Raw genomic sequence first — 18,719 nt, 5'->3', positions numbered from 1 at the left:
AGCAGGGGTTGAATTTTGAAAATTACGCCAAATCTGACCATACATTCGAAAAACAAAGATTCTTTCCAACTTTAGAAACGTTTTGGACAGCTATGAAAACAAATATTTCAGATACTCTTTTAGAGCATATTTAGAGCTTTTTTCCCTTCATTTTAAAAAAAGTCCAAATATTTAAACAAAAAGTACAAGACTTATTCCTGCACGTATGCCATATTCAACTTAACAAATTTGGACGAAGCTGAAAATCCATTCAAAGAGTAGGCAAATCAAAAAATAGACGGTGTTATGAACACGACCAAGATTGGCAAATGGGCAATACAACTTTTGGCATGTACGATTATTCTCATGGGAATGAATACAAATATGCAGGCTCAAGACGATTCAGAAAATGAACCGATGCTGCTGAGTATTTCAGAGTTCACGATAAAAACAGGACATAATTTGGCATTCCAGGAAGGTGTAAAAACATGGAAATCCTGTTACCTGGAAAACGACGGTAAATGGACATGGAATATGTGGTATCGAATGAATGGTGAAGGCACGGTTTATTACTTGACATCATACTCTGCAAGCTGGACAGATTTCGCAGCTGAAGATCCGGCCGGTCAGGCTTGTTACAGGCAAGCAGCTGAATTAATCATGCCGGCAGTAGAAAAGGTTGAAGATCATTTCTCCTGGACAAAACCAGAATGGAGTTTAACACCGGGAGATTCACAAAATACCGTTGTTGAAGTTGCTTACTTCCGTGTAAAAGACCGGATGATATTTAATTCATTGGTCACTGATGTTATGGAGATTATTGAAGAATCTCAGGGTAGTAAACGATCGATGTGGTACGAGTCACAAGGCGGTGGGCCAGACGGATTTCATTATATGAACGTATTTCCATATGAAAATATGGAAGCATTGGATGAGCCTGTTGAAAGTGCCTGGAGCATCATAGCAGAAGCTGAAGGTGAGGATACTCGGGATGAGTATTATGAAGATTATAAAAATTCAGTTGAAAATTCCTGGATGTACATTTTTAGACTCAATGAAGAGATGAGTCACTCTGAAGGGGACGAATAAAGAGCAGTAAAAAAATCAAGAGGTATAAAGCCCCGCTTTGTTTTGGTTAGCGGGGCTTTTTTATTTCCGATTTACACGGACTAAGTCGTTATGAATTCAAAAAACTTATTTGCCCACCCCGTAACCTTTTTCTTCCTTGTAGTACCTTCGGGAATCAGTACCGGTTTTATAACAGTTACCCTTCCTTACATTCTTACTCAAAATGGATTCTCTGTTGGTGAAGCGGCTACTATTACTGCTGTCGCACTGTCATCAAACTTATGGCGATTTCTTTGGGCTCCCATTGTGGATCTTACACTTTCACTACATAAGTGGTACCTGATTGGTGTATCACTCACCGCTCTCTCTTTGTTTTCAATCTACCTTATACCCTTTGATACTGAATTTAAGTTGCTCTTAACCTTTGTTGTTTTCATATCCCAGGTTGCCGCCTCATTTGCTAATGCCCCGGTTGGTGGATTCATGGCTAAAACAGTGAGAGAGGAGCAAAAAGGACGAGCTGCCGGCTGGTATCAAGCCGGAAATCTTGGAGGCACCGGCTTTGGAGGCGGAGCAGGTATATGGCTGGCATCACATTTTTCATCAAATATTTCGCTTTTAGTACTTTCAGTATCCATGTTATTTTGTGCGTTTACATTATCCTATTTACCACAAGTTGTAGCCCAAAAAACAGAATTAAAAAAACGGTTCACATTGATCTTTGTTGACCTAAAAGCTCTGTTCAGAAATAAATTGGCTATCTATAGTATAGCCTTGTTTATCACTCCCGTTGGGGTTGGAGCGGCTTCCGGACTTTGGTCATCCGTTGCATTTAATTGGGAGGTAAATGCTGATAATATCGCATTAATCGTCGGTGTTTTCAGCGCATTTGCCAGTGTTATTGGTTGTATTATTGGAGGTTGGATTGCAGACCGTTTTGGAAGATGGACTGCCTATTTTGGTGCGGGTTGCTTTATGGCTCTTATCTCATTTATCATGTACCTTGCTCCAAATTCACCGATTGTTTTTAATATCTCGGTTCTGGTTTATGCGGTTTCAATAGGTGTGGCATATGCAGCTTTTTCTGCTGTTGTTCTTCATGCAATCGGAAAGGGAATGGCTGCCACGAAATATGCCCTTCTTTCCTCCTTTGGAAATATCTCACCCGTTTATATGACGGCTTTGAATGGCTGGGTTTATGACGGATATGGAATTAAAACAATGCTTTTAGCTGAAACTGTTTTAGGAATCGCTTTTGTGATCATTTTTATCGGTATTCTAAAAAATGTTGATTTACGATCACCGGTTTCAAGTCCACAGGTTTCAATAGTGAATAAATAATATCAATCCCATAAAAAGCTATGACACAATGCGAATAATTATTTTGAAGTAAATGTCGAAATGATTGAAGACTATAGAGCAGCTAAATTCTAAATAATTCTAAAACTAACCATGTCCTATAATCAACCTATAAATAATGATTCTGTCTTCCATAAAGAAGAGGGACTGAACCGCACTATCGGTGTCTGGGGCCTAAGTGCCAATATGGTTAATATTGTTGTAGGGGCGGGAATATTTGTACTGCCTGCCATAGTTGCTGCAGGATTAGGTTCAGCCAGCATCATAGCCTATCTATTCTGTGGGATATTAATTGCGTTGATTATGCTTTGTTTCGCCGAAGTGGGTAGTGAAGTAACAGACTCAGGCGGACCCTATACGTATATTGAATCAGCTTTTGGCCCGTATGCAGGTTTTCTCACAGCTATTCTTTTTCTTATCGCAGCATTTAGTGCTGATGCCGCCGTAGCCAATGCCGTAGCTGATATTCTCTCCGGATGGATTCCGGGATTACAAAATGATTGGTTAAGGGCACTTTTCTTTTTCGTGGTTTTCAGCTCACTTGCCTGGATCAATATCCGGGGTGTAAAACAGGGGATTGGACTCGTTGCCGTAATAACTGTTGCTAAATTGGCCCCCCTCCTTGTATTAGTTTTGATAGGTTGGACGGATGTCAGCATTGCAAACCTGAAGTGGCAATCAATACCGGAAATTAAAAATGTTGGAGAGATGTCGTTGATTCTCTTTTTTGCTTTCATGGGAGCCGAAAGTGGACTCTCTGTGGGTGGTGAAATCAAACAACCTCAAAAAACAGTCCCAAAAGCAATCTTCATTGCGGTTTCAGGGGTGTTGGTATTATATATCCTTCTGCAAACGGTTTCTCAGGGAATTTTAGGAGATTCATTAGCATCATTTCAAGAAAACCCGTTGGCGGAAGTAGGCAACCAACTATTTGGCCCGATTGGATTAACCCTCATTTCGATTGGTGCCGCTGTGTCTATGTTCGGCAATCTGAGCAGTGAAATGTTAAGTATACCGCGGGTCATTTTTGGTGCCGTTCGGGATGATGTCCTCCCAATCCCGTTTTTAAAACGGATCCATTCTGTATTTGCAACACCTTACCTGTCCATAATTGTTTATGCATTTATCGCATTTATCCTTGCCAGCCTTGGAGGTTTTGAAACTCTTGCCGTTGTATCCAGTGCATCTATTTTACTTGTTTATTTTGGTGTATCACTTGCGGTGATAAAACTACGCAAGAAAGCTCCTCCCAGTCTTGAATCGTTCAGAATACCCGGTGGGTACACCGTACCAATATTAGCTTCTATAATTATTGTTTGGTTTCTATCTAACTTAAATGGGCTGGAGCGCAATTCCATGCTGATATTAATTGCTGTACTTACTGTAATCTACTTTGGAATTCGCTGGATACGAGATAGATATGCTACCTCCAGTTAAATAAATTCAATCTCCTATTATTTTAAATCAAAAATGTGTTAATTACTTCCAGCGCGGGGCAGGCATTGTGAAAGATGGGAGCTTACAGAACGCTTTTAATAGTCTCCGAAGGTTTTGGGTACGCTTACCGAATTAAACGTTGATTCAACAGTAGAAAATTGGCCATACGTTAGAACTGTTGAATCAATCCATTTTATAAATCACATAAATAAAGGGGACAAATGGGACAACAAAAAAGCAGCGGAAGAAGAAAATTTATAATAGGATTAGGAGCAATGGGTATCGGTGGATTGGGAGCATGGTTTATGCGACGGCCTCTGGTAAATCGTTTTTTATTTACAGGTGAATTTGATCCCGAACTTCTTACAAGTTCACCCACAATTGATGATGATATTTGTGTGATGACTTCCAGCCAGCAGGAAGGGCCTTTCTACTATCCATCACCGGAACGCGCAAATGTTACGGAAGATCGGGAAGGACAACCGTTAAAATTACGGCTTCAAGTTATGAGATACCCGAATTGTACGCCCGTTGAAAACGCATTGGTTGATATTTGGCATTGCGATGCTGAAGGGGTTTACAGCGGTTACCCGGAAGAGGTGAGCCGCGATGTATGGGAAACATTTGTATTAGTCGCTACAAAAGGAACCTTTGTAGATGGACAGCCACACGTTGAACCTGTAAATGACTCTCGGTTTTTGAGAGGTATGCAAAGAACGGATTCAGACGGATGGGTGACCTTCAATACAATTGTTCCCGGCTGGTATTCAGGTCGTGTACCGCATATTCATGCCAGAATTGTGGTGAGTCCCCAGGAGCAGTTAACAACCCAATTCTACTTCCGTGAAGAGGTTTTAAACGAGATCTATACAACCCTTCCTCCTTACAAGAGTCATGGAGTATCACCTATGAGTTTTGATACCGATATCGTGCTTTCTCAAGGAGATGCCAATGGCCTTCTTCTTGAAATAGATACAGAATCATCCGGCAATGGCATGTTTACATCCGTGGGAAGAATTGGAATTGAGCAATCGGCCTGATCATTAGTGTGATAAACCGATTCATCAGAATATTGGATTAACACGGAGTCAAGAGCAGTCCAAATCAGCGAAATCCCACAATTCCGCGGTTCATACGCTTACACAACTAATTTTAAGAAAAACTCCGCCCTACCCTCTTTGCTTTGCCGATGCAGCAAGAGCAGCACCAATAATTCCGGCATGATTGCGACTTTCCGCGGGTACCACTTCTGTATCAAGGTCAAGGTAAGGTTTGAATTTTTTGAATTTTTTACTGACTCCGCCTCCGACTATGATAATATCGGGCCAAAACAAAAACTGAATTAACTGAAGATATTCATTGACCCGACCACCCCACTCTTCCCAGCTTAAATCTTTATTCTTTCTGATTGAATTCGCTGCATAATCCTCAGCAACACCGCTATGCATCGGAATATGGCCCAATTCTGTATTGGGCACCAATTGCTGATTGTGAAAAACGGCTGTTCCAATTCCGGTTCCAAATGCAGCCATAAAAATGGTACCGTATCGGTTTTGTCCTGCTCCGAACTCCGCCTCGGCAAACCCTGCGGCATCCACATCATTGACAAGATGAGTGGGGCAACCCGTCTCATTTTCAATTTGAGCTGATGCATTCACCCCAATCCACGAATTATCAATATTTGATGCGGTTTTAACAATTTCATCTTTAACTGCAGCCGGGAAACCACAACCTACCGGTCCATGCCAATCGAAATATCTTATAATAGCCTCAATCGTTTCAATCACGGCCTGTGGAGTTGCAGGCTTTGGGGTAGGAATGCGATATCGATCTGTGACGAGTTCACCTGCTTTGATATCTACAATTGCTCCTTTAATTCCTGAACCACCGACGTCTATTCCTAATATTTCCATGATTTATTGTAGTGAAGAGTTTTTGAATAAGAAGTTTACATCATCTCTTTGTTCTCAAACATTTTCAAAAAAACAAGGTCAACATCAACCTTTACACCCTGACTATATTAATCTCAAACTTGCAGATATATTTAAAAAGTAAAATGGTTCGTATTTCTGATTGGATAACAGAATTTGTTTTATGATCTACACCAAATAGTCTTTTAAATCATAAAAAATCGCATACATTGAAGTGTCCAAGTTTAAAATACCAGAGTTTTAAAACTTCTCTCTACCTGTAAAAATTAGCCTTCAATATTCCTGATAACTCAAATATGAAATGCAGTAAGAACATCGATCACTCAACTTTATGTAGATATCTGTGTTTCGCCGAAGCAGCGAGTGCCGCACCGATAATACCCGCATGATTTCGGCTTTCGGCAGCAACCACTTTTGAATCCACATCAATGTAGGGTTTAAATTCGTGGAAACTTTTACTGACTCCACCGCCAACGATGATAATATCGGGCCAAAAAAGATCAACAATTAGTTGTAGATATTCATTAACACGCCCGCCCCATTCTTCCCAGCTCAAATTATTTTTTTCGCGGATAGAATTTGCAGCATAATCTTCAGCATCCATGCCGTGCAGTGGAATATGTCCTAATTCTGTATTGGGAACCAACTGTTGATTATGAAAAACCGCAGTTCCAATTCCGGTTCCAAAAGCAGCCATAAATATGGTTCCGTTGATATTCCTACCGGCTCCAAATTCTACTTCTGCATATCCGGCAGCATCTGCATCATTTACGAGATGGGTTGGACAGCCTGTTTCTTTTTCAATTTGAGCCGAAGCATTCACTCCGATCCATGAATTATCAATTTTAGAAGCTGTTTTAACAATTTCATCTTTTACTGCTGCCGGAAATCCACAACCTACAGGCCCGTGCCAGTCAAAATGACTAATAACAGCTTCTATGGTTTCAATTACAGCAGGTTGTGTGGCCGGCTTTGGTGTAAGCAAACGATACCTTTCGGTGACAAGTTCACCTGTTCTAACATCAACAATTGCCCCCTTTATACCTGTACCACCAACATCAATTCCTAAAAATTCCATGGACAATTATAGTAAAGAAGTGAGAGAATTAGAAATATGAATTACGAGTTTTATATCTACCATTTAACAGCTTAAAAAAATCTATTAAGTATAAATCTCAGAAGTAGTAACAATAATAAATTTGTCTGATTATAAACAGGCTTGTTTACCTGAAACCATGAAAAGTTCCGGTAGTGAACCGGTATACAATAAAATTTCTGTGAAACCTTTCTAAGAGCGCATCTGGAGCAGATGATTTAATAAATAATATTCGCCGGGAAAGAAACCTTTGTCGAAGGTTAAAAGGCAAGAATAATTTTTTTACCGTATGCAAACTCGAATTTATGGAATAAGTAAGTTTTTCAAGCCTGTCAATTTCTATTCTGTATCTTTAACCTGCGCATTTACAAGTTTAGCTGTAGATTCCCGGACAATTAATTTTGGCTCCATGATAACTACTTCTGGTTCTCTTGATGGATTCTCTACTCGCTGAAAAAACAGTTCTGCCGCTTTCTGTCCCATTTCATAGGCAGGTTGTTTAATAGTTGTAAGCGGAGGAGAGATAGCTTTCGCCCAGGGCAGATCATCAAAACCAACAATAGATATATCATCAGGAATTTGCATTCCATGCTTGTTAACAGATTCAAGAACTCCCAGTGTCATTAAGTTATTGGTTGCAAAAATTGCCGAGGGTGGGGAGTCTAAACTAAGAAGTTCATCGGTTAACTCTCTTGCTGTTTCAGAACTTCTGGGATCGCCTTCCTTAATTAAGCGTTTGTCAATTTCAATTCCATTTTCTTTCAGGGCTCTCTCGTATCCTTTTTGTCGTTCATCAAATGAAGAAAATTGAAGAGAACTTGTAAGAATAGCGATCTTTTTGTGCCCTTGCTCAATGAGATGACTCACAGCATCATACCCACCTTTTTCATTGCCAATTACAACAGTATCCACCTTCTTGCGCATCAGCTTCCTGTCAACACATACAATAGGAATACCGAGTTCAATAATACTTTCAATCTCTTCGCCAAATTGGTGAATAGGCGGAAGTATGATTCCATCAACAGATTCTGATTTTAGGACCTCAAGGTAAAATCGCTCTTTATTGGGGTTCTCATCCGAATTACATAAAATTACTGCATAATCGTGCCCATAAGTTACATCTTCAATTCCCCTTACAATATTTGAGTAGAATTGATTTTGGATATCCGGAATAATTAATCCTAAAAGTTTTGACTGGCCGCTAGATGCACGTAAACGCTGTGCAACACGATTCGGCTGATAGTCCAATTGGATCATGGCTTTTTGTACTCGCTCTCTGGTCTCTCCATTTACCTTTGATGATCCATTTATAACTCTTGAAACTGTTGTTATTGAGACTCCAGCCTTTTTTGCCACCTCTTTTAAGGTTGCCATAGAATATTATTTGATTGATAAAATTAAATGTAAACGTTTTCTAAACTTTTTTAACGGAATTTCCAATCCGGTAAAAGTAAATTGATTGCCCACAATGATTTGAAAGTTAACGTCCTAATATAGAGAAATTCAGAATGAATTTTACTTGTTTTTATGAAAACGTTTTCAAATATTCAGAAGAGTTCTTATTTCACCAATTAAGTAATCTAAATCGGTACCATACATGTCGCAAAATTCTATTGAACTGAGAAATTATACAAATGGAAACTGGACTGATTCAAAAAGTGGAGAGTGGCTCGATGTCATAAACCCTGCAACGACTCAAAAAATTTCAAACGTTCCTCTTTCTTCTGCCGATGTAGTGAATAAAATTGTTCATAACGCTTCTGCTGCTTTTAAAGATTGGAGAGAAACACCTGTAACTGAAAGGATACAGTACTTATTCAAGCTTAAAAATCTACTTGAAGAAAATATTGAAAATATTGCCCGCACCATCACAATGGAAAGTGGTAAAACGATACATGAATCAAGAGGTGAACTTAGAAGAGCCATTGAAAATGTTGAAGTAGCTTGTGGTGCCCCCACCCTCTTGCAAGGATATAACAACGAAGATATCGCGAATGGAATTGACGAGATGATGATTCGTCAGCCAATTGGCGTAGCAGCGATCATATGCCCGTTTAATTTTCCTGCTATGATTCCATTTTGGTTCATGCCTTATGCAATTGCCGCTGGAAATTCATGTATTGTAAAACCATCCGAGCGAGTTCCGAATACTATGAACCTAATCTTTGAATTGATTGATGAACTAGATCTACCTGATGGAGTGATTAATATGGTTCACGGAGATCATCATGTGGCGAGCAATCTCATTGAACACCCCGATGTGGCATCTATTAGTTTTGTAGGCTCTACCGCGGTTGCTAAAAAGGTATATGAGAAAGCAGCTCAACATGGTAAACGCGTTCAAGCTTCGGGTGGTGCAAAAAATCCACTTATTATTCTGCCAGATGCAGACCCGGAGATGACAACAAAAATTGTATCCGATAGTGCATTTGGTTGTGCAGGCCAACGGTGTCTTGCAGCCTCCCTTGCAGTAACTGTCGGTGATGCAAAAGAGAAGTTCAGGGATCTTCTAAGTGATCGGGCAAAATCTTTAAATGTGGGATACGGTTTAAATGAAGAGACTCAGATGGGACCGGTTATTTCTGCCCAAAGCCGTTCAAGAATTGAAAAACTTCTTGCAGATCAACTTACAGGTGATATTGATGTCTTGGTCGATGGCAGAAAACCAAAGGGTGCAGATCTGGAAAAAGGCTATTTCATCAAACCAACGATATTGGATAACCTGCCTGCAAATCATCCATTAGCAACAACTGAAATCTTTGGCCCTGTATTATCTTTGATGCATGTCGATACTGTTGAAGATGCTATAGAGCTTGTTAATTCCGGTGCTTATGGAAATATGGCATGTCTTTTTACATCAAGCGGGGCATCTGCACGAAAATTTCGATACGATGCAGAAGCCGGAAATATTGGAATCAACATTGGAGTAGCTGCCCCAATGGCATTTTTCCCATTCAGTGGCTGGAAAGACAGCTTCTTTGGAGACCTACACGGACAGGGACGAAATGCCTTTGAATTCTTCACGAGACAAAAAGTGGTTGTTGAGAGATGGCCAAGCCACTGGAGCCGAAAATTTTAACCTTATTTCTATATTCTAAAAACAATGAAAGTAGCTAATGCACCATGCTCCTGGGGAGTACTCGAATTTGGTTTGGAGGGAAAAACCGCTGGATATCAAACGGTATTAACGGAGATGGAAGAAACCGGGTATGTGGGTACTGAACTGGGTGACTGGGGATTCATGCCAACAGACCCGGACTTACTAAAAGAGACACTTTCATCTAAAAATTTAGATCTCGTTGGTGCTTTTGTTCCTGTTAACTTCATCGATCCCGTTGAACATGAAAAAGGGGCCAGAGAAGCCTTGCAGATAGCAGCTCTCTTGAGTGCCATAAATCCTGATGAAGCAAGAATTGTTCTTGCTGATGACAACGGAAAAAACACGATTCGAAAAAATATGGCCGGTCGGATTCAACCCGAACATGGACTAAAAGCATCTGAATGGGATACATTTTCTACAGGAGTGAATTTTGTTGCAAAACGAATATTAGAGGAAACAGGTGTGAAATCTGTATTCCATCATCATTGTGCAGGTTTTGTTGAAACACCGGATGAAATTGAGATACTTATGAATCAAACAGATCCGGGTTTGATTGGCTTGTGTTTTGATACCGGACATTATGCATTTGGCGGAGGAGATCCGATCAGTGGTTTAGCCAAATTCTCCGATCGAATTAGCCACGTTCATTTTAAAGATTGGGATCGTTCCGTATATGATAAATCGGTAGAAAATGAATGGGATTATTTTGAATCGGTTGGAAACGGTATTTTCTGTGAGCTGGGTAAGGGATCCATTGATTTCCAGGCAATTTTGAATGAATTGAGAAACCAAAACTATGATGAATGGATCGTTGTTGAACAAGATATTTTACCGGGAATGGGAAGCCCAAAAGAGAGTGCACAACGAAATCGCGAGTTTTTAAAATCGATTGGTATTTAGAATACTTGTAATGTAGCAAGCCGCGAATTTATAGATTTCTGACAGGTAAAATTCGGGATCTTTAAAACCCGATATTCAGACCGTTCAGATCACAACTTTGAATTGATAGTGGGCACCCCTCTTTTCCCCTTTACCAATTGAAACTTCTTATTTCGTTCTGAATAGATTAAACGAAATAATTCGATGCTGACGATAATAGATCTGGAACAACCTGTTTACCCTCCTACTATCAACCCGTTCTGTTCTTACAGTTACTTCTCTTAAAACGAATCAGTGCATTAGTACGGGAGAGTCAAAAAATCTAACTCTTAAGATTTACCTAATGTTATCAAATGAAGGTAGAGTTGCAGATCAGACATAACTGACTGATAGTTGATAACTGTCTTATTCAGGTCAAGTTATTCGATTGACTTTTTATTCCCTTTTTAATCAGACAAAAAAAGAGGCTGTCTCAAATTACTGAGACAGCCTCTAACAAGGTTTAAGCAGTTATATTATTAATAACCGGGATTCTGAACCAGGTAACCTTCCTCATTCGATGCACCATCAATAGCGCTTTGTGGAATTGGGAACAATCGCCTGTTGACATCACTGTTAGACTTTTCAGTCCAGGAATCTTCATACTTGCCAAATCGAATTTGGTTCGTTCTTCTAAGTCCTTCCCAGTAAAGTTCAAAGCCTAACTCACGATATAAAATATCGAGGTCGATGGATGATAAAGATGGTGGTACTTGATCAAGCCTTGCATTTCTTGCAGCTCTGAGTGTGTTTAAATCTTCTAAAGCACCGGCTGTATCACCATTTCTAAATTTCGCTTCTGCCCTCATCAGGAAAACTTCCCCTAATCGAAGCAGAACAATATCCACACTGCTGAAGTTGTTACAATCATCAGATGTGCGGCTACATTGATATTTTGAGAAGCGGTAACCCGTGTTATGCAAACGTCCTTCGTTTGTAAAATCTACGTTCAATGTGTGATTCACATATTGAGTATTTCCCTGACCTCTGGTTCTTTCGTTTATGACCGGGTAAATTCTAACTCCTCCGTCATCGCATGTAAGGAAGTTCCCGCCATCTCCTTTTCTTGGCCCCCAGATAATATCCCGAAGAAATCCCTTATCTACCTCAAACTCGGTAGCTGCAACGCAAAAGTAGTGTTCTTCATCATTTGCTGGAGAAACTCCGGTCAGATCCCTTAAATTTTCGGGTACAACTGTCTCTTCCTTATAAAACCGGGCATCCGCCTCTGCCCCCTCTACACTGCCATATGCATCGACCCAGGTTTGAATGTAATCCGGAGTTGCTGCTGGACCATCAGTACCATCCGCTCCGGGCCACTCAGGTCTTGGGTATAAGTCACCGGCAAGCGACCAGTAAGCCCAGCGATTATGCTCATTATTTAAAACACCTCGTTGATCGACAGCAAATATCACTTCTGGATTACTGTTATTTGAATCTTTAAAGATGTCAAAAAATTCAGGTGAGAGAGAATATCGTCCTGAATTTATAATATTATTGCTGTACTCAATTACCTTATTCATGTCCTCTGAGGTAAAATTTGGAGTACCATATGGGTCTCTGTATACAGCCGCATTAAGGTTTAACCTAGCCATCATGCCCCACACTGCTCCTTGCGAAAACCTGCCCGGGCCTCTGTCTGTATTGATTACATCAACCACAGATTCCAGTTCACTCTGAATATAATCGATGGCTTCTTGTCCCCTTAAAAGACTTGATGTTTCATCAGATGTCTCTTTTTCAAAAACCAGTCCCCAGCTGTCTAATGCCAACATATTCAAATAGGCACGCAGTGCGATCATCTCATACAGAGCTTCTGTGGCTTCAGAGTTCCCATTCTGAGATAGTGGCCGTAATACCTCAATGGCCGCCACTGTCCTCGAAATATTTCTGGTAACTTCATTCCATCCACTGGTTACAAGATCATTACTGGGCGTCATCAGATGCTGGTGTACGGCAATAAATTTACCACCATCAAACCAGTCAGTACCTCCGCGATAGGGAAGAATAGCTTCATCTGAAGCGATCTGCTGCAAACCAAAGTAGTTGGTATGTCTCCAGGTCCAGGCGAGCTGTCCATAAGCCGGAGCTATTGCTCCACTAATTTCTTCGGCTTGACCCGCTCCCGTAAGTGATTCGTCAAGAACTTTTTCATCCAGGACGTCACATCCCGAAATAGTTACGATAAGTACACCTATAAATAATGTGATTAATCGATTTTTCATTTTTAAATGAATTTAAATTTTAGAAAGAAATTTTGTTTGTCTTGTCTGAGTGTTGATTCATGTGATAAAAAATAGACCATATTTAGAAACAACAATTCAGAGTTTTAGAATGTAAGATTCAGGCCCAACAGAAACGTTCTCGGAAACGGGTACGTAAAACGGTCGATTCCGAAGGTCTGTATACCATCGATGGTAGTTCCCGTATTTACTTCAGGATCGTAACCTGAGTAATCCGTAATGGTGAACAGATTTTGTCCCGTTAACGTCAGTTGCAAATCACTAATTGCTCCCTCAAGACCAACTAACTCAGGTCTCAGGTTGTAGGAAACTGTTGCATTGTTCAAACGTAAGTAATCACCTTTCTCGAGATATCGGGTAGAAACTGTGTTTGAGTTGGTATTAGCTTCATCAAGGAATTCTGTGGCAAAATCAGTAGTATTGAAGCTTGATGCCAGGTTACCCTTGTTGAAGATCGACATTCTTGTGTGGTTATAGATCTTATGTCCGGAAGCACCGTTAAAGTTTAATGCCAATCCAAAATCTTTATAGTTTGCATTCAGTTGAATTCCATAAAGTAAGTTTGGAAGTGCACTTCCTACAACACGGCGATCATCCTCAAGTACTGCTCCGTCATTATTCGTATCCACAAACTGGTTCAGTCCATCGGGGCCAATTCCATCAAATTCCAACATGTAGAATGCACCGATAGGTTCACCGTTAATGTAACCATTAATAGTAGCTCCGGTCTGACCTGCACCCTGAGCTGCACCTGTGGTCAATACGGAATAAGGTGAATTCACTACTTCATTATTAATGGTGGAGATATTTCCCCCGATACTATACTGGAAGTCTCTTGAAGAAGAACCTCCTCTAAATTCAAGGCCTAACTCAACACCAGAGTTTTGAATTTCCATGTCTGGAATGTTGGTCCAAAAAGTGGATGTAGGCTGAATTGGATCTGCAGGTACGACCTCCAATAGAATGTTGTCGGAAATCTTCGTGTAGTAGTCTAATGTACCTACCAATCGGCTATTAAACATTTCGAAGTCCACACCTACGTTTGTTTGAGTAGATACCTCCCACTGGATGTCCGGATTCGCCAAACGTGTAAATATGATTCCATAGGGATAGTCAGCCAAATTATTTGCATTTGGATTTAGAGGGTAAGTGTCATTTCCTCCTCTGCTTTCACTATAGCTTAATTTTGTAATTTTACTCGGGATCTCCTGGTTACCTGTCTGTCCCCAACTGGCCCGCAATTTCAGGTTATTTATAATTGAGCTATTGAAAAAGTCTTCCTCTGTTACGTTCCATCCCAATGCAAATGACGGGAAATAACCATACCTGTTATTCTCACCGAATTTTGAAGAACCATCTGCCCGCATTGTGGCGGTTAGCAAATATTTACTATCGTAACTATAGTTTACCCTTCCAAAGAATGACTGCAGTTTATTTTTTTCCGCAGAAGCAAACTTATTGGTTGGGTTAATTTGAGTGCTTGTTTGGTCCTGGTACCGTGGTTGAATTCCATTATTACTGAAACCTTCCATATTGATGCTCCTTGCCTCAAGGAAGAACTCCTGGTATGAATGTCCGGCTAATACATTTACTGAGTGAATATCTGCATCCACATTATACGTAAGAGTATTTTCCACAAGACTGTTGGAGTTTTTAAAATAAGAGTTTGATAAGGAACCATCTTCCAAACCTTCCAAAAGTGCAAACGGAGACGTTTGTACATCCCTGTTCGTTACAGAGTAATCCACTCCAAGATTTAGCTTATAGAGAAGTCCGTCAATCAATTCCAGCGAAGGAGCAATATTTGCGATAACCCGGTTATTTATGGCTTCATCTAAATATATTTCATATCGCTGAACCGGATTTAACATTTCATCCAGCTGAGTTGGAGAACCATCCGTAAATACAGGTATGGTTGGGTTGAGTTGTAACATATCTACAACCATACTTGTGTTGTTCGGCCTTAAATTTTCTGTACGAACAGCATTGATATGGTAGTCAACATTTAACCTTCCGTTCAGTGCAGTCTGGCTCATATTTAATCTACCTGAATAACGGCTGAGATCGTTTTGTTTCAAGATACCTTCTTGATTTTGCACACCAAGTGACGCAAAGTAGTTAAATCTATCGGAAGCGGCACCGCTCAAAGAGAAGTTAATGTCATTCGAAATCGCAGTCTGTGTTAGCTCATCCTGCCAGTCTGTATTCGCACCAAAATCTTCCAAAGTACCATCTACCCGAGGTACCTGATTACGAAATTCATTTGCGCTGAATACGTCAATTTTATTGGCCATTGTCGACCAGCTGGTTGAAGTCGAAAGACTCATTCTGGTAGCTCCTTCTTGTCCTCTTTTAGTTGTGATAGCAACTACACCATTTGAAGCCCTGGCACCATAAAGAGCAGTTGCAGATGCGTCTTTCAAAACTTCAATACTTTCAATATCACTTGGGTTGATAAAATTCAATGGATTAGTTGCAACCCCAATAGAAGAGTTATTTAAAACAAAACCATCAACAACGTAAAGTGGTGTAGTACCAGACCGTAAACTACCTACCCCACGAATAATTACATCCTGAGCAGCACCGGGTTCACCACTGGCACTTGTAACATTTACACCCGCAACTACACCTTGCAGCAACTGTCCGGGGTTTACCACAGATCCTTTGTTGAATTCTTCAGAAGTAGCTCGGGAGATAGAACCAGTAATATCTGATTTTCTTTGCACACCGTATGCAACTACTACCAATTCATCTGTTTCAAAGGCTTGAGATACTAACGCTATATTGATAGTCTCACGGCCATTAATAGGCACTTCTTGCGTTTGATAACCTACATAAGAAACCACTAAAGTTTCATTCAAATTAGGCACATCAAGCTCAAATTCTCCGTTTACATCAGTTGCTGTTCCAGTACTTGTTCCCTGGATAACAATATTAACTCCCGGTAGTTCTTCACCGGTTTGTTCATCAGTAACTACGCCACTCACCGTTTGAGCTTGTGCCATTCCGGCATATATGCAGAAAATTCCTGCAAGCCAAACGAGCTTTAACTTTTTGAGTTTAGGAAGTAATCCTTCTGTTTGTATCATAGCTCCATTCATTTTTATGTTTTGTTAGAATTCAATCGTTATCCAGTGAAATCAGAATATGACTTGACGAATGAACGACCTTTTTTTCAATAAATAGTGCTTTCAGTGTTGTTTACTGTAAGCGTTTATTGATTTGCTGTTAGTTTTAGGTAGAATGTTATGAAATAGTAATACCCCTATAGTTATCAGATTGTAACCATATTGTTAATAAAATTGAAAACGTTACCATCTCCAGACAATCACCCTTCCTGAACAACTGGCAAAATGGTCTTGAAAACGTTTTCATAAGTATTTAAAAAAAATGCCTTGAAAAAGCAACTTAATTTCTCAAATAAGTTATTTCCAATTGTTTAAAATGATCGTATGGAATAGGTTGACATGTATTTTTTTTAATTTATAACCGCCACAAGTATTAATGGATAAGTGTATTAAAATGAGTGAACTAGAACCGAATTTAGAATCACTTTTCCATGTGTAATGCAATAAATGTACTCCTAAGATTGTCGTTAAACTTAACTCCTCTTCTAAGAATTAATAGACTTAATACCCTAGCGAAAAGCTTTTTACTCTAAATAGACAGGATTAGAGACTACCGTAATTCTTCCTGTCTTATCACGCAAATTAAAACGCAACCATCCCCTTCCCGGATTCGAAATCACACCAATCAATCTATAGGTATGCTCACTTTCTTTATATTGCTTTATTTCCGGGTCGAATAGTTCGCCGTTAAAAATTAATTCCAGCTGCTGTTTTTCGGAATGTGAATACTCTATTACTATCTCAAGAGAATTACTTTTCATTGAGTTTAAATCAATGGTTTCTCCCATCGACCAAGATTTGTCTTCAGAAGAAATCTGAAAGGAAATATCCGGCCCATTCGAACTCATGGTTTTAAGGTAAACATTGCCTTTTCTCACAGCATCCAGAATTGCCTTTTCGGATAACTCTTTTGCGTAAACCATCGTAGTCGGGGTTCCGGGTTGAGAATCACCGAACCCGGCCGAATGAACATCGCTCCCACCAATACCTGTAATTTTATAACCTTTATTTAATAAATGGTGCCAAAAGGGAATCCCTGCAATTTCATTCTCAACATTTGTTCCATTCACAATTTCAACAACTTCAAGTTTATCGTAATCAGTATTTTCAGCACTCCACCCGCAACCGGTACAGTTTGCTCCCGTTTCACGTCCCGGGTGATTAATTGATAATAATGCACCCGCTTCCTCAGCCACTTGTTGTATTTTTTCAAAGGTTTGACCTTCGAACCCAACTCTAAAATCTAAAGGTATACTAGTACCATAAACATTTGAATGGCCATAAAAAGTAGTAACTTCTTGCCCTCTTATTAACAGTAAGTCTTTGAATAAAGGCTGGATTACTGTCATATCTTGATGATGACTTACCGTATTATGATCCGTTATTGCTACAAAATCGAGTCCATTTTTTTTAGCTGACTCAACGATTTGGTAGACTTGACAGGGTCCCCGGTTACCGTCTAAATCCTCACATCCAAAGGCGTCGCTGTGACCTGTATGTGAATGAAAATCACCCCGATACCATTGTTCATTTTCTTTTAAAGTAGTTTCTGAAGGGCCTGTAAATTCAATATGATCTTTTGGGATTAAGCGAATTGTTACCTCATATTCAGCTTTTTTATTGATTGTCGGAAATCCCAGGGAAATATTCCATTCTCCGCTGATAATCGGGCCGGGAATATATGACGCTGTTGCCCGAATCGAACTTAAATAGAATGAATCCTTTGAAAACCGACTTGTCCCTCGAAATCTTTCGGGATCATATAGCCCGATTTCCATCTCTGAAAAATCATTCTTTCCGGCATATTGAAAACTCACTTCTATTGCCCCCACTCCATCCGGAACATGAAAAGGTTCCAGTCGGTAGGTAAGCGCATCATCTGGTAATGCTACCCCTACAATCTTAATCTCAGTTACAGTACTTTTTTCATAACGAATTAATGGGTCTACTGATTTTTTATTGCTGATTCCCAATACTGTGACGATGATTACCAAGAGATGTAGAATTATAGAATGGGTATTGTTCACAGTCATTTCGAATGATTATTATTCTCTATTGGTATTTGCTTAAGCCGAAATTGAATGAAAAGCCTTTATTTTACACTGCAATGATACCTGACTAAAAATATTCAAGACTAAGATTGAATATTTATGATAAGTCACGTTAATTGGTATGTTATCTTATAATTAAATTCGGGTTGTTGCTTTCACGCAACAACCCGCTTTATGGTACATCCCCAAGCTACGGTGGGGAATATAGATCAGAAGTGGTTAGGCTCACTTCTGATTTTTTTTATGACATTTAAACCTTTCAAGTTTCTAACTATTTCGATTGTTTAAAGTAATCCCGTTGTCGTTTTCGGGCTTCTTCGTACTGCTTTCGGGCTTTTTGTGCAGATTCGGTTTCCGCCACTTCGGCCACCGGCACATCCCACCAGCCTTCATATCCGGGTACTTTCTG

Annotated in this window: 12 protein-coding genes; 6 read left to right on the top strand and 6 right to left on the bottom strand. The window is 39.9% G+C overall.

Annotated elements, in window-relative coordinates:
* The first annotated feature begins 285 nt into the window (after window positions 1-285).
* The 4 genes from L6773_RS20350 to L6773_RS20335 all read left to right on the top strand — a co-directional run bounded on the left by L6773_RS20350 (window position 286) and on the right by L6773_RS20335 (window position 4,883).
* Entirely contained in the window at window positions 286-1,068 is a 783-nt protein-coding gene (locus L6773_RS20350; protein ID WP_237856488.1) for a hypothetical protein, read from the top strand.
* Window positions 1,069-1,158: 90 nt separating this feature from the next.
* Window positions 1,159-2,388 carry an MFS transporter gene (locus tag L6773_RS20345; protein WP_237856479.1) on the top strand — a complete coding sequence of 410 codons (1,230 nt, stop codon included), beginning with the start codon at window positions 1,159-1,161 and terminating at the stop codon, window positions 2,386-2,388.
* 111 nt (window positions 2,389-2,499) lie between these two features.
* Window positions 2,500-3,843, top strand: coding sequence for an APC family permease (locus tag L6773_RS20340; RefSeq protein ID WP_237856477.1), 1,344 nt, complete (start codon window positions 2,500-2,502; stop codon window positions 3,841-3,843).
* Between the two features lie 221 nt (window positions 3,844-4,064).
* Window positions 4,065-4,883: a dioxygenase family protein gene (locus L6773_RS20335; RefSeq protein ID WP_237856475.1), complete on the top strand. Its 819-nt coding sequence runs from the start codon at window positions 4,065-4,067 to the stop codon at window positions 4,881-4,883.
* 129 nt (window positions 4,884-5,012) lie between these two features.
* Here L6773_RS20335 and ppgK (L6773_RS20330) read toward each other — a convergent pair whose 3' ends face one another.
* The 3 genes from ppgK (L6773_RS20330) to L6773_RS20320 form a co-directional block, all read right to left on the bottom strand.
* Window positions 5,013-5,756 (bottom strand): polyphosphate--glucose phosphotransferase, encoded by a 744-nt coding sequence (gene ppgK / locus L6773_RS20330; protein ID WP_237856473.1) that lies wholly within the window; start codon window positions 5,754-5,756, stop codon window positions 5,013-5,015.
* Between the two features lie 337 nt (window positions 5,757-6,093).
* The gene (ppgK, locus tag L6773_RS20325) at window positions 6,094-6,852 is read right to left on the bottom strand and encodes a polyphosphate--glucose phosphotransferase (protein ID WP_237856471.1); all 759 of its coding nucleotides are present in this window, start codon (window positions 6,850-6,852) and stop codon (window positions 6,094-6,096) included.
* Between the two features lie 357 nt (window positions 6,853-7,209).
* On the bottom strand, window positions 7,210-8,244 hold the full coding sequence (locus tag L6773_RS20320; RefSeq protein ID WP_237856469.1) for a LacI family DNA-binding transcriptional regulator: 1,035 nt from the start codon (window positions 8,242-8,244) through the stop codon (window positions 7,210-7,212).
* Between the two features lie 223 nt (window positions 8,245-8,467).
* Between L6773_RS20320 and L6773_RS20315 the strand changes: the two genes are divergently transcribed.
* Window positions 8,468-9,949 carry a CoA-acylating methylmalonate-semialdehyde dehydrogenase gene (locus L6773_RS20315; protein ID WP_237856468.1) on the top strand — a complete coding sequence of 494 codons (1,482 nt, stop codon included), beginning with the start codon at window positions 8,468-8,470 and terminating at the stop codon, window positions 9,947-9,949.
* Between the two features lie 24 nt (window positions 9,950-9,973).
* The gene (locus L6773_RS20310; protein ID WP_237856467.1) at window positions 9,974-10,870 is read left to right on the top strand and encodes a TIM barrel protein; all 897 of its coding nucleotides are present in this window, start codon (window positions 9,974-9,976) and stop codon (window positions 10,868-10,870) included.
* Window positions 10,871-11,367: 497 nt separating this feature from the next.
* Here L6773_RS20310 and L6773_RS20305 read toward each other — a convergent pair whose 3' ends face one another.
* From L6773_RS20305 to L6773_RS20295, 3 genes are all read right to left on the bottom strand, one after another.
* Window positions 11,368-13,113 carry a RagB/SusD family nutrient uptake outer membrane protein gene (locus L6773_RS20305; protein WP_237856466.1) on the bottom strand — a complete coding sequence of 582 codons (1,746 nt, stop codon included), beginning with the start codon at window positions 13,111-13,113 and terminating at the stop codon, window positions 11,368-11,370.
* Between the two features lie 104 nt (window positions 13,114-13,217).
* The gene (locus tag L6773_RS20300; protein WP_237856465.1) at window positions 13,218-16,220 is read right to left on the bottom strand and encodes a SusC/RagA family TonB-linked outer membrane protein; all 3,003 of its coding nucleotides are present in this window, start codon (window positions 16,218-16,220) and stop codon (window positions 13,218-13,220) included.
* Between the two features lie 563 nt (window positions 16,221-16,783).
* Window positions 16,784-18,292 (bottom strand): CehA/McbA family metallohydrolase, encoded by a 1,509-nt coding sequence (locus tag L6773_RS20295; RefSeq protein ID WP_237856464.1) that lies wholly within the window; start codon window positions 18,290-18,292, stop codon window positions 16,784-16,786.
* Between the last annotated feature and the right edge of the window lie 427 nt (window positions 18,293-18,719).

Source organism: Rhodohalobacter sulfatireducens (assembly GCF_022012475.1).
GTDB lineage: Bacteria > Bacteroidota > Rhodothermia > Balneolales > Balneolaceae > Rhodohalobacter > Rhodohalobacter sulfatireducens.
The sequence above is the reverse complement of the archived record's forward strand: the minus strand, read 5'-3'. Positions and strand labels throughout refer to the sequence as shown.

Coding starts and splice junctions, on each gene's coding strand:
- L6773_RS20350 (WP_237856488.1), top strand. CDS start 286: ATGAACACGACCAAGATTGGCAAATGGGCAATACAACTTTTGGCATGT.
- L6773_RS20345 (WP_237856479.1), top strand. CDS start 1,159: ATGAATTCAAAAAACTTATTTGCCCACCCCGTAACCTTTTTCTTCCTT.
- L6773_RS20340 (WP_237856477.1), top strand. CDS start 2,500: ATGTCCTATAATCAACCTATAAATAATGATTCTGTCTTCCATAAAGAA.
- L6773_RS20335 (WP_237856475.1), top strand. CDS start 4,065: ATGGGACAACAAAAAAGCAGCGGAAGAAGAAAATTTATAATAGGATTA.
- ppgK (WP_237856473.1), bottom strand. CDS start 5,756: ATGGAAATATTAGGAATAGACGTCGGTGGTTCAGGAATTAAAGGAGCA.
- ppgK (WP_237856471.1), bottom strand. CDS start 6,852: ATGGAATTTTTAGGAATTGATGTTGGTGGTACAGGTATAAAGGGGGCA.
- L6773_RS20320 (WP_237856469.1), bottom strand. CDS start 8,244: ATGGCAACCTTAAAAGAGGTGGCAAAAAAGGCTGGAGTCTCAATAACA.
- L6773_RS20315 (WP_237856468.1), top strand. CDS start 8,468: ATGTCGCAAAATTCTATTGAACTGAGAAATTATACAAATGGAAACTGG.
- L6773_RS20310 (WP_237856467.1), top strand. CDS start 9,974: ATGAAAGTAGCTAATGCACCATGCTCCTGGGGAGTACTCGAATTTGGT.
- L6773_RS20305 (WP_237856466.1), bottom strand. CDS start 13,113: ATGAAAAATCGATTAATCACATTATTTATAGGTGTACTTATCGTAACT.
- L6773_RS20300 (WP_237856465.1), bottom strand. CDS start 16,220: ATGATACAAACAGAAGGATTACTTCCTAAACTCAAAAAGTTAAAGCTC.
- L6773_RS20295 (WP_237856464.1), bottom strand. CDS start 18,292: ATGACTGTGAACAATACCCATTCTATAATTCTACATCTCTTGGTAATC.